This is a genomic window from Bathymodiolus heckerae thiotrophic gill symbiont (assembly GCF_900128515.1).
Classification (GTDB): domain Bacteria; phylum Pseudomonadota; class Gammaproteobacteria; order PS1; family Pseudothioglobaceae; genus Thioglobus_A.
In genome coordinates this window covers 1-12778 of the sequence record NZ_FQTP01000048.1, presented here as the reverse complement: position 1 = coordinate 12778, position 12778 = coordinate 1, and the positions used below count along the sequence as shown (strand labels likewise).

Sequence of the window (12778 nt, the reverse complement as noted above, 5' to 3'; positions counted from 1 at the left end):
ATTTGCGACCTGCCGATTACGAAATAGTTCACCACTTTTGTATCTTAGGGATGTTATTAAAATGCGCCGCCAGGGAAATAATGTGCCTAAATTACCGCAGATGCCTGCGCTAGTTGCTGCTTAATTATATAGGGGAATGAACGGTTACGTCTCAGCGCCATTTTAGATTGTTTTGGGAGGTTTTTCCTGATGAGAGTATAGGTAAAGAAAACAGGCTTTGTTATTTGTATAATGGGGGGGGATTTATTAGGTATTCTAACCCCAAAAGAGAGCTTGCCATATTTGGTACTTATAGAAATATTGGGTCAGAAAACTTTCCATCGTATTCGTACAGAATTCAAAATAAAGATAAACACTTTAAGCAAGGTATTGGTTTTGGGAAAAGAGGTGAATTTCTAGATGCTCATTTGATTGAAGGTGATACTATCTTTACTGTTGAGGGACAATGTATCCCCATTGACTCAAATCTGGATCGTTTTTTTACTAGGTGTGTTAAATAGTACACTTATTTCTCGTTTATTAAATACATATTCTGGTCAACACAAGTATTCTGGCTACATTAATTTATTGCCAATACCTAATGTTGAACCTGAAAATGAAATAAGAAAATCTATTATCGATAAAGTAAAGGAAATAGTCTTTATTAAAGAAAATTACTATGCAGAAGATGAAACAACACTATATTTTAATTCACCTTATTTAGCTAATGTTAATAAAGATGCATTAACAGCTGTAAATTTTTTCATATCTAAATTATCAGAGTGTGAAAATAATTTAGTTTCGTTACACAGCGAAGTAGATGATTTAGTAACTAAATATTATGGAATTAATGATACGGTATCGTTAGAGGATCTCAATACTTATGCTGAACAAACTCCAAAAGAAGGAGTGTACAAATGGAGTCAGTTGACTAAAGAAGAAATTAGAACTAATTTGGCAAATGATTTTTTGAGTTACTGTGTGGGATTGGCATTCGGCAGGTGGGGCACTGATGCACCTAAATCAACCCCTGTAAATGTATGCATAGGGGGAGTGATTTTTTATAAGGACTTGTCTGAATTAGCTAGATTTCAAAGCCAAAGAATCAATAAAAGTGAAGTGTATGATTTTTCAATCGGCTGTTTGAAACTGGATAAAATTGAAAAATATGTTGGAAATAATAAGTTATTTTTTGACTATCACCTGCAAAGGTATACTTGTTCTGGTCGGACTAGCCCTCTTTATTGGCCATTGCAGGTTTTATCTGGCTCTTACACACTCTGGGTTTATTATCATAAGATAACGGAACAAACTCTTTTTATTTGTGTAAATAACTTTGTTGATCCGGAGTTAGTATCAGTTAATGACGACTTGGTAGCATTAAAAAATAAAACTTCCCGTAATAAAGATGAAGAAAAAGAATTTGGCCGTTTATCTGACCTTAAACTTGAGCTCGAAGATTTCCGTGATGAGTTATTACGTATCGCTAAATTTTGGAAGCCCGATTTAAATGATGGTGTGCAAATTACTGCTGCCCCGTTATGGCGTTTATTTCAGCATAAACCTTGGCAGAAAAAACTTAAACAAACCTGGGAAAAACTTGAAGCAGGTGAATATGATTGGGCGCATTTGGCCTGTTCTATTTGGCCAACACGGGTATTAAAAAAATGCCATCAAGACCGTAGTTTAGCTATAGCACATGAAGTTGAAAATGATTTATGGCATGAAGTTGAAGTCATAAAACCACGTAAAAAAGAGCCTGTATTGGAATGGCAACCTAAGTCTTTATCAGATACTGAATTGAATGCATATATCCAAAATAAAATTCAAATTGAGGGACTTGGAGAATGAGCATAGAAGCCTATATAAAAAATGAGATTCTCCAAAGCCGCTTGGCAGAATCCAGTGTACTGGTTGTCTATGATAAGGAGCTTAGGTATAGAAAACTTTGTGCTGAAATGGTATCTGATAGCTGCACCGTTATTGATGTTTCTGTGGGCAGTTTGGCTACGCGACAACAAGGAATAAAAGCACTGTCTCATTTAACGGCTGGTCAGCAGTTATTAGTTTATATCCCAAAACATGCGCCTTTAGAAGAGGAGGAAAAGCAGAAAGATCCTTTTGCAGTCTATGCGGTAGCTGGCTCTGTTTTTCCTGACCCTGAGCGGTCAGGGGATAATTTTATTGATATTTGCTTAAAATCTAAGCCAGATCAAGCGACTGAAATACGTGCTTTATTTGAAAAAAATAGTCAGCCTAGTTTTGATGTGATTAATGCTATCGGTGGCGGTGCGAATTGGTCAACCTTACAAGCGATATTGGTAGCTGAAGGCGCGGTTAATCTTTTATTTAAGTTGATGGTTGCTGATGCAAAGATGCAAACAAAATTAGCTGAACAAGACAGTTGGCTAGTTGAGGTACAGAGTCTTTTTTCCAGCGTGCTGGGTATGACCTTACGCACCAAGCAAAGCAATTGCACAGCTGTCATAGATGAGTTGTGGCGTTTTGTTTTGTTTAGTGAGTTTGTATTTGATTTAAATGAAGCTATTCCCGCTGGTTTAATAGATGTTCCTACCGCCAAAGAATCTGCTCGCCCAATCGTTGAGGAGCTAGGGGATAATCTACGTAAACATACTGACTATAAAATTTTGTATATTGAACAAGCAGAAGCCATTGAGCAGGAGCTTAATCTGGATACTGTTTGTGCCAAGATACTTAAACTAGGTCGCCGAGACACCTTTCCTTTTGAAGAGTATTGTTATCTTAAGCAAGCAATATCTGCATTACTGACTGGCGATGGCGATAGCACGCGTACTTTTATCAAAGAACATGCAAATTCTGTTTGGTCGGAGAAAAGTGATAGCCAGGCAAATTGGGATTTAGTTAAATCAGCACAACAGTTAATGGAAACTTGTGATGATTTACAACGTGAATTGGGGGCTTATACTAAATCACCAGAGATATTGATAGAAGCTTACCAAACCTCATTACGCAAAGCAGATCAGTTACATCGTGAATTTGAGCAAGCAGTCAATGATTGCCCTGATGTTGAAGAGTTAATGCCTGGTGGCGTTGATCAAGTACGTAAGGTCTATAGAAACCTGGTTGAGTCTGTACAGTTCAAATTTACATCTTTTGTCGATAATACGGGATGGCCGTTACAAGGCGTTATTTCTAATACACAGGTTTTTGATACTAAAGTTGCCCCAATTCTTAAAAACAGCGGTTCACGCGTTGCTTATATGATGGTAGATGCATTACGTTATGAGCTGGGCTATGAACTGCATAAACAATTAAGTGAAGATGCGGATACTAGTCTATCTGTTGCCTTTGCAACATTACCATCCATTACACCGGTTGGTATGGCGAGTTTATTACCTGATGCTTCGCAAAAATTAAGTGTAAGTTTGGTGGAAGGTAAGACTAAAGCGCTTTTTGATGGTAATGCTATTTCTGATGTGCCATCACGAATGAAGGTGTTTTCTTCTCGGTATGGTGATCGCTTTCAGGAAATGGAGTTGCATGCTTTTGTTAAGGCAAGAAAAAAAATCGACGTATCTACTGAGCTATTGGTTCTTAGAAGTACTGAAATAGATAGTTACTTTGAGAATCATGCTGAAGATGCGCCGTATATGATACAGCGAGAGCTTAAATTGATTCGACGTGCTGTTAATAAGCTACAGAGCCAAGGCTTTCAGAAAGTTATTATTGCTACGGATCATGGCTTTTATATGAACAATGCGCAAGAAGCGGGTGATTTGGTTTCTAAACCAGAAGGTGATTGGAAGGTAGAGCATGAACGAATGTTATTAGGTAATGGTAATGTTGATGCACACCACTATAAATTATCAGCTGAGCAATGTGGTATTAAAACAGATATTCCGCAATTTTCTGGTCCTCGGTCATTAGCACCTTATCGACGAGGTATGTTGTATTATCATGGTGGATTGTCTCTACAGGAGTGTTTACTGCCTGTTATAGAAATTACACTTAAATCAACGATTGTTAAAGCTAAGCAGACGGCCACAGTACTTTTAGATTATAAGAAAGGTGCTAAGCGTGTGACTGCTAGGTTTGCAGTAATTGAGTTGAAATTAGAGGGTTTACAAAAAGGGATGTTCGATGACATTGATGAAACAGGGGCAGTAGAAATTCTATTAGAAGCTCATAAAGGTGCAAAAGGTACTACTGTGGTGGGAGAAGCAAAACCAGGGCAATATGTGAATGCAGCGACAGGAACAATTCTTGTTGAACCTGGTGAATCTATTAAGGTAACGCTCAAAATGGACCCAGAGTTTGAAGGTAAGTTCACTGTTAAAGCGATTGATCCTTTAACATCAACTGTACTGGGTATACCACTTGAATTAGAAACTGACTATGCGGTTTAGAGGTTGTTATGGATGAGTTAGACAATAAATTATTAGCTGTTTTTGATGGAAAAGTTGTTCGTAAAGACCTTCTGCATCGTATTAAGAAAGGTACAAATGTGCCTACTTTTGTTTTGGAGTTTTTGTTAGCGCGTTATTGTGCCAGTGATGATGTGGATGAAATACAGGCAGGCTTAGAAGCCGTGTTAGATACTTTATCTGATAATTATGTACGCCCTGATGAGGCGAATGCCGCACAGTCAAAGGTGGCTACCAAAGGAAAGCATAAATTTATTGATAAAGTACATGTGCGTTATGTCGAAAAAGAAAAACGCCATTGGGCAAGCATGGAAAATTTTAACTCTCAGCGCATTGCTATTGGAGAAAAGTTTTATAAAAACAATGATCGCTTATTAGAGGGTGGAATTTGGGCTGAAGTAACGCTTTGCCACAATGATATAGAAGAGGATGACTATGCCTTTTATATTGAAGATTTACGTCCTATCCAGCTAAGCCGTTTTGATTATGATATTTATTGTGGAGGTAGGGCAAAATATACGCGTGATGAGTGGATGGATATTGTTATGCGTTCCGTTGGCTTGGAACCAAGCAAGCTGACTAAACGTGTAAAGTTTCACTTTTTATCACGTTTAGCTTCTTTAGTTGAAGCCAATTATAACTTTATTGAATTGGGGCCTCGCGGTACGGGGAAATCTTATTTTTACAGTGAATTTTCACCTTATTCCACTTTGATATCAGGTGGGCAAACCAGTAGTGCCACTTTGTTTTATAACAATGCGCGTAAAAAGGTAGGCTTAGTAGGATTCTGGGATACCATTGCTTTTGATGAAGTGGGTAATATGCGGGTTAAAGACCCAGATACTATTCAAATTATGAAAGATTTTATGGCTAACGGGCGTTTCTCGCGTGGTGCTGAGGTGATTGCTGATGCCAGTATGACATTTATTGGTAACTTGGATTTAGGCGTTAAGCAGGTTGTTAACTCTACTGAATACGATTTATTTCAGCCCTTGCCCAAAGAGTTTGACTTGGCGATTATGGACCGTTTTTGTACCTATTTACCTGGCTGGGAAATGCCGAAAAATAGCTCTGCGTTTTTGACTTCAAATTATGGTTTTATTACCGATTATTTGGCAGAGGCTTTTCATTATCAGCTAAAACATACTAATCGTTATGAGGAAGTAAGCAAACGCATAAAATTAGGTGCCGCAATTGAAGGACGTGATGAAAAAGGGATTAAAAAAACGGTAGTAGCGTTTATGAAGATGTTACATCCGCATGGTGAGTGTTCAGATGAAGACTTTGAAGAATATGTTGAATATGCCATAGAAGGGCGAAGACGCGTTAAAGAGCAAATGAACAAACGTAAGCCGGACGATGAGTTTGCTTTAATTGATTTGTCTTACATCAATGCCAAAGATAAAGAAATTATTGTCAGGTGTCCTGAAAGCATTGGCGCGAGTGCGACTTTAACTCCGCAAAAACCAGGTATGCGAGTTGATATAAATGTGCCAGGTGAAAGTCATCAATCTAATAAAAATTCAGTTGTTAAACAAGAAAAAACAGTTTTTGAAAGTGAGCCTACTGAATCAGTTGATACCGTTGAGACAAAAGTACTGGAATTAAAAGAACAGCATTTTACTATCACTTATGATTCGACTGGCTATAGCTATGAATCAATAATTCTTCCCTATCTTGCTGGTGCAAAATCAGTAGTGGTTGAAGATCCTTATATCCGAGCAACGCATCAAGTACAGAATTTCATCCGCTTTTGCGAAGCTGTTTTAAAACAACCAACTGTGAAAAATATTGATTTAATCCTTAGCTACGATGACAAGACTGATGTCAAGGAAATGGCTGAGCGATTATTAGATGTACAACAGAGCTTACTTGAGTTTGATGTGAATCTAAATGTGAAGATAAATGAAAACCTGCATGATCGTGAAATCCGTATTGATAATGGCTGGACTGTAAAGATTGGCCGTGGATTGGATTTTTTCCAAAAGCCAGATAGCTGGTTTGGCGTTGGGGTTAATGATTTGACCTTGAGGAAATGTTTGGAAACTAAGGTGGATATATTTAAGAGGTAGAGAAATTTAATAGTGGGAATGTAATATTTTAATCTGAACTAAAGGAGTGGATATATAGTGAGCCAATTTATTAAGCTTGGGGATGATCATAATCCAATCGAATTAGAATTACATAGTGATGGGGAAAGAGAGTTTTTTACTACAAGTAATCCCTGTTCTTGGGCTAAGCCCGGTGAAGAAATTACTCCAGATAAATTAAGAACTAGAATTGAACCATGGCTTACTGCACTATTTCAGTCTGAACACCTTAATTTGTTAGTCGGAGCTGGATTAAGTACAGCAATTCAAGAATCAGCAAATGGTGCTCCCCCCGTAGGTATGAGTTGGATTGATGACCTAAAGGTTTGTCAGCAAGAGATTGACGTTTTTGCTAATAAAGCAGCAAAGCTAGCAGGTCGGAAGGCAGGAAACATTGAAGATCAAATTAGGGCAATTAACGAATTGTTAAAAGGGTTGGAGATTTTAACAGTTTTAAATACACCTTTGCCGGCATCACCTCCGCTCCCTAATCCACCATATAGAGACCTGGCACAAGAGTTATCAGGTCTTCAATCTGAATTATCACGGTGTTTAGAAACGTTTACAGCTTCAATTAGTACTGGTGAAAATGCTATTCGTAATGCAGATAGAGAGAGAAAAACGGAAACATTCAATTATCTTGTAAACTTTTTAATGAGTTTCTCTAGTCGGACTGCAACAAGAGATAGGTTGCATATTTTTACAACTAATTACGATAGGATAATCGAAATAGGTGCTGAGTTAGCTGGTCTGCGTTTGATTGATCGGTTTGTTGGCAATATTTCCCCTGTTTTTCGTTCTTCTCGTTTAGAGGTTGATTTTCATTACAATCCTCCGGGAATTCGTGGTGAACCTAGGTATTTGGAAGGTGTTGCTAGGTTTACTAAGCTCCATGGCTCATTAGATTGGTATGAAACAGAAGGTACAATACGACGTTTTGGTTTGCCATTTGGAGCTGCGTCAGTAGAACCATTCTTACAAGTAGAAGGTACTGGTAGTGCAAATTACCAACAGCTAATGATTTATCCCAATTCTGTGAAAGATAGAGAAACGGCTGAATACCCATATGTTGAGCTATTTAGAGATTTGGCTGCTGCGACTTGCCGTCCAAATAGTACTTTGGTTACTTATGGGTATAGTTTTGGAGATGAACATATCAACCGTGTTTTACTTGATATGTTAACTATTCCATCAACACATCTTGTGATCATTGCTTATGGTGACCCGCTTGGGCGGATTATGAGGTTTCTTGAAGAAAGCGGCAGAAAAGCACAGATATCACTCTTACTTGGCGATCATCTAGGTGATTTAAAAATATTAGTTGATTATTATTTGCCTAAGCCTGCCATTGACCGAACTTCCATCCGTATGGCTGAATTATTGAAATCACGAGGACTCAATAATAATGAAACTACTAGCCCAGTTATAGGGAGCACTGAATGAGTGTGCTTCCAATTGAGCAGATTGAACAACTCCGCGTTGGTAGTATAGATTTTGTCTCTCCAAACGAGATTCGTGCAATTTTAGATGTTGACGCTCCTGATGCCGTTGCTTTAAATGCAGGAACACCTAGAAATTTTCCTAGAGTAAATAGTTATGTTTTAGTTATTTGTGATAATGGATATTTAGTTGGTCAAGTGGAGTGGCTGGCAGTTGAGCACTCTCCATTTCCTAAACGTAAAGGGTTACAAGATTTTGGTTTAATTGATTTGCCTTTCCCTCTCAGGAAGTTAAGTCTAAATCCAGTTGGCACACTTAAACGTGTTTCTAAACAAGGAAGAGATAGTTATAAATTTCAGAGAGGTGCTGATTCATTTCCGACTATTGGAGCATCAGTGCTTTTGCCGACTGACAATCAGCTTAGATCTATTGTTGAATCAGGAGATAATCGTCGGGTAGTTATAGGTCACAGCCCATTAGCTAATAATGCAAATGTAGCCATTGACCCTGATCGTTTGTTTGGGCGACATGTTGCCGTTTTAGGTAATACAGGGAGTGGTAAGTCTTGCTCAGTTGCGGGGTTGATCCAATGGTCTATTGAAGCGGCAACCGAAGAAGGGAAAGAGCCAAATGCTAGATTTATCATATTAGATCCTAATGGTGAGTATACTCGAGCATTTGGGCCTAAAACTAAATTTAAGGGGAGAGTTTTTAAGGTTGATGCTGGAGCAGAAGAGCATCAGCTTAAAGTGCCTTCCTGGTTTTGGAATAGCTCTGAATGGGCTGCATTTACTAAAGCAAGCGCTAAAGTTCAATTACCCCTTCTTAAAAGAGCGTTAAGGGCTATGAGAAATGAAGAATTTGAGCTACATACCAATTTAGATTTAGAAATTAAAAAATTTCTTGGGACTATTCTTGTCGCAATTAAGCACGATAAGTCAGTAGGATCTCCTTGGGGAAAATTCCCAGGGCCTAAGTATGTTTTGGAGAAAATAGGTTGTTGGCGGAAGAGTATAGATCTCTACCAAGGGAGACTAGATGCTGACGATAAAAGGTTAGACCACTTGTTTGAAAACCTACAAGCATATTGTGATAACAGGTCTGATAAATATCCTAACCTTAATGCATCAGTAGGTGAAATTGATACACTAATTTTAAATATAGCTGATTCATTTGGTGCATTTTGTGGTGATGAAAAAGACTTGTTTCCTAAAGGGGAAGATATTCCTTTGCCATTTGAGGGTGATAATCTTGTTTCCTATTTAGAAGCATTAGCACAGCAAACAGGTAATGAGCAGCATGTTGAATATCTTATTGCTCGGATTAGGACAATGCTTGCTGACACTAGAATGAAGCCGATTACTAATGACAGTGAAAAGAAAGTTGACCTAGCAGAGTGGCTTGAAACTTATATTGGAAAAGATGTTGGAGAGGGTAAAGAAGGAGAGCATAGTTGTGTTTCAGTGATTGATTTATCATTGGTACCTAATGAAATTATCCATTTAGTTACTGCAGTAATATCTCGAATTATCTTGGAATCATTGCAGCGTTATAGAAGGCTAAATAACGTAACTTTGCCCACAGTATTGGTTGCAGAAGAGGCTCATACTTTTATTAAAAGATACAGGGATGACTCAGAAAATCAGGATGTTGCATCAATTTGTTGCCAGGTGTTTGAGAAAATATCTCGTGAAGGCCGAAAATTTGGACTTGGGTTAATAGTCTCCTCTCAGCGCCCATCTGAACTGTCTCCAACAGTATTATCGCAATGTAATACATTTTTATTGCACCGAATAAGTAATGACCGTGACCAAGAACAAGTACATAAGTTGGTACCTGATAATTTACGAGGTCTTCTTAGAGAATTACCATCACTCCCATCACAACATGCCATTTTAATGGGGTGGGCTTCCGAACTTCCAGTTTTAGTTAAAATGAATGATCTGTCTGAAGCACAGCGACCTCATTCGGATGATCCTGATTTTTGGAATGTATGGAAAGGTAAGGATGAAGGTGGGAAAACTGTAGCGCGTAAATCTGACTGGAAAAGTGTTGTTGCTGATTGGCAAAAAGGTTAAATTGTATAAGTAGTATTGGTCTGTTATGTGACAGCTATAGATTAAGGTTTTTTAAAAACCTTAATCTGGTTCAATCGCAAGTAGCAACTATCGCATCAATTTAAAATAAAAAGGATTCTATTATGGGGTTAATTAACCCCTTATACGACTCGATAGATAGCACATACGGATATTCAGACGACAGCACTGTATGATAAATCGCAGAATAAGGCGATGCAATGGTTATAGGTAGGATAAGAAAACGACCTAAGAACTCATTGGTAAAAAAAATTTTAAAGGCTGATTAGCAAAGGCTATAAAGCCAAAGCCCTGATAAAATTCAGCAACCGAAGGATTTAACGCTTCAACGACAATGGCATAAACAGCTAATACTTCACTCGCTTGTTCAACACGCTGTACTGCATCAGCTAACAAAATAGCCCCTAAACGTTGTCCTTGATATTGCTTGTCGACAGCTAACCGTCCCAATAAAGCAATAGGGATCGGATAGTTGGGTAATCGGCGTTTTTGTGCAAGCGGTAAGTCATCAACCCTTATGCTGCCAGCACTCAGCGTGTAATAACCAGCAATAATTTTGTTAGAATCAACCGGTGAAGCAATGAATACCCGATTAATGCGGTTTTTTATATTCTGGCGAGCGTAGCGGTGTAAATAAGTATTGAGTGTTGGTTCACCACAATCAAACGCCTTACGTAGGTGTCCTGTATTCAGAGCATTGATTGATAGCTGCATACTTAACGAACAACTGACTTTTTATGTAAGGCTAAAGCATCCATTAATTTTGTATTTTTTGTCGGTGGATTTTCAAGGGCATCTAAAAACAAATCCCAGTCAGGCTGAGATAAAGTAATGTGCTCATGTTCACTGATGATAGTTTCAGCAGCCGATAAAGATTGTGACAATACAAATTCAGATAGCTTCTTATGGCTATAACTCGCAGCTTTTTCCAGTGTCTGTTTTGACGCGGTATCAAGGCGGATGTGCATACGCTCTTGTTTAATAGTTTCTGTTGCAGGCATGGTGATCTCCAATAGGTTAAATTAATTGTACGCCAATTGTGCGTCATTACAAATTATTTATTAGTACAGCCCTACAATAGATAGATTTTCATAAATCTAAGTGGCTGAGTGTCGGTGTGCCGTGTTTTTTATAGAAAACACCTTCTAATAGAACATTAGAATTTTCTATTTTTAACTTGGTTTTTTTTCCTTTTCTACTGTTCGATAAGGACCGGTTATCACACAGTATATGCTATAATTTTTATTATGGACAATCTACCTGATAAACTCAGTGGCATATTAGTCACCGCCCAAAATTACCAAAAAGCAGCCGAAGGCGCTTTTTCTGAAAACACCGAACGGGCTCGAAAAGCGGACTGGAAAGTGTTTGAAAACTGGTGTGATCATCATAAGGCGATTTCTCTTCCCGCTTCAACTGAGGTGTTAGTGGGGTTTATCGATGCCCAGGCCGAGTTAAAAAAAGTGGCGACGGTCAAACGCTATTTAACAACCATTGCGACCGCCCATAAAGTCGCTGGCTTGAAAAATCCGGTGCGTCATGAATTTGTCCGTTTAGCCATTCGACGGATGGCCCGAAAAAAGGGCATACGACAAGATCAGGCGAAAGGCCTCAATTGGCCACAGATTCATTTGGCTTTACAGCTGCTGAACGCTGCCCCGCGTGATTTATTAGATAAGGCCTTAGTCTGTCTTTCTTACGATACCTTATGCCGACGCTCTGAAACAGTGGCGATTCAGGTTGAGGATTTAAATTTTCATGACGATGGTTCCGGCAGCCTCACGATAGTCAAGAGTAAAACGGATCAGCTCGGTGCTGGCACAGTCAAATACTTATCCCATACCACCGTTGAGCACCTACAAAACTGGCTGCTCTGTGCTGAGATTAGCGAGGGAGCTGTTTTTCGCGGGCTGAACCGTTGGCAACAGGTCTTACCAGGCTCCTTATCTGGCGAAGGGGTCAGTCGTAGTTTTAAACGTATCGCCTTAACGACAGGCTTGGATATAAGTAATATTAGTGGTCATTCAACCCGCGTTGGGGCAGCTCAAGACCTCGTGTCAGCTGGGATTGATATGCCTGCAATTATTCAGGCAGGCTCGTGGAAAACACCGGAGCGAGTGGCCCGTTATTCGGAACAGTTACAGGTCAAACGTGGCGGGATGGCGCAGCTAGCCGCCATGCAACGCCGCTAAGCGAGGCTAAGATGTATCGAATTTACTTGGAATATCACAATGATGCAGAAAACAAACACCGTTTTTATCAGTTATGGGTCGTGCCGAGTTTATTTGAGGATTGGACCTTAGTCAAAGAATGGGGGCGTGTGGGTTCGCCAGGCACTGTCAGAAAAGAATGGTTTTCAACAGAAACCGAAGCGATGACCGCACAAGCGCTATGGAAGGATAAGAAAATGAAAAAAGGTTATTTAGATAGGGGGGGATGAGGAAACTATACACCGTCGCAGGTGGCTGGCCTTTAAAGTAATCAATAGCACGAGTTTGGTAGGATTATTTTTTTAAATTTAAGTTTCATAATACCCCTCTTCATGTAAAAAAAGGTAAGTATTCAGACACCCCCTAGATATTTCAGAAATTAGCCATGCCTGATACGAACTATCAATAGCTTGGAATTGTTTCTTAATTGACTGATGTTACGCAGTAGCCGACTTTAATTGTTGCAATTCATCAAAAGCTTGTCGAATAGCATTAATATAAAGTTTCGATTTTAAAGCGAACTTGTTCAGCCCTTGCTGGGCACTGAGAATCTCTAA

The 12778-nt window shown here is 39.0% G+C and carries 9 protein-coding genes; 7 read left to right on the top strand and 2 right to left on the bottom strand.

What is annotated here, in order from left to right:
• Window positions 1-489 precede the first annotated feature (489 nt).
• Genes BTHERMOSOX_RS06970 through BTHERMOSOX_RS06950 form a run of 5 tightly spaced genes read left to right on the top strand, consistent with a single transcriptional unit; the run spans window position 490 to window position 9993 of the window.
• Window positions 490-1830, top strand: a complete 1341-nt coding sequence (locus BTHERMOSOX_RS06970) for a hypothetical protein (RefSeq protein ID WP_138120385.1) — start codon at window positions 490-492, stop codon at window positions 1828-1830.
• Window positions 1827-4367, top strand: a complete 2541-nt coding sequence (locus tag BTHERMOSOX_RS06965; protein ID WP_138120384.1) for a PglZ domain-containing protein — start codon at window positions 1827-1829, stop codon at window positions 4365-4367. The genes BTHERMOSOX_RS06970 and BTHERMOSOX_RS06965 overlap by 4 nt, the downstream gene beginning before the upstream one ends.
• Before the next feature lie 8 nt (window positions 4368-4375).
• Complete coding sequence (brxL, locus tag BTHERMOSOX_RS06960) at window positions 4376-6457, top strand: BREX system Lon protease-like protein BrxL (RefSeq protein WP_138120383.1); 2082 nt, start codon at window positions 4376-4378, stop codon at window positions 6455-6457.
• Window positions 6458-6514: 57 nt separating this feature from the next.
• Window positions 6515-7918 (top strand): SIR2 family protein, encoded by a 1404-nt coding sequence (locus BTHERMOSOX_RS06955; RefSeq protein WP_138120382.1) that lies wholly within the window; start codon window positions 6515-6517, stop codon window positions 7916-7918.
• On the top strand, window positions 7915-9993 hold the full coding sequence (locus BTHERMOSOX_RS06950) for an ATP-binding protein (RefSeq protein WP_138120381.1): 2079 nt from the start codon (window positions 7915-7917) through the stop codon (window positions 9991-9993). The genes BTHERMOSOX_RS06955 and BTHERMOSOX_RS06950 overlap by 4 nt, the downstream gene beginning before the upstream one ends.
• Window positions 9994-10239: 246 nt before the next feature.
• Here the strand turns inward: BTHERMOSOX_RS06950 and BTHERMOSOX_RS06945 are convergent, their stop codons facing one another.
• Both BTHERMOSOX_RS06945 and BTHERMOSOX_RS06940 read right to left on the bottom strand, forming a co-directional pair.
• Window positions 10240-10725, bottom strand: coding sequence for a GNAT family N-acetyltransferase (locus BTHERMOSOX_RS06945; protein WP_138120380.1), 486 nt, complete (start codon window positions 10723-10725; stop codon window positions 10240-10242).
• Between the two features lie 2 nt (window positions 10726-10727).
• On the bottom strand, window positions 10728-11012 hold the full coding sequence (locus BTHERMOSOX_RS06940) for a type II toxin-antitoxin system TacA family antitoxin (protein WP_138120379.1): 285 nt from the start codon (window positions 11010-11012) through the stop codon (window positions 10728-10730).
• A gap of 246 nt (window positions 11013-11258) precedes the next feature.
• On the opposite strand from BTHERMOSOX_RS06940, the gene BTHERMOSOX_RS06935 reads away from it, so the two are divergent.
• A complete protein-coding gene (locus tag BTHERMOSOX_RS06935) occupies window positions 11259-12203 on the top strand; it encodes a site-specific integrase (protein ID WP_138120378.1) in 945 nt (314 codons plus the stop codon).
• 11 nt (window positions 12204-12214) lie between these two features.
• Entirely contained in the window at window positions 12215-12451 is a 237-nt protein-coding gene (locus BTHERMOSOX_RS06930; protein WP_138120377.1) for a WGR domain-containing protein, read from the top strand.
• Window positions 12452-12778 lie beyond the last annotated feature (327 nt).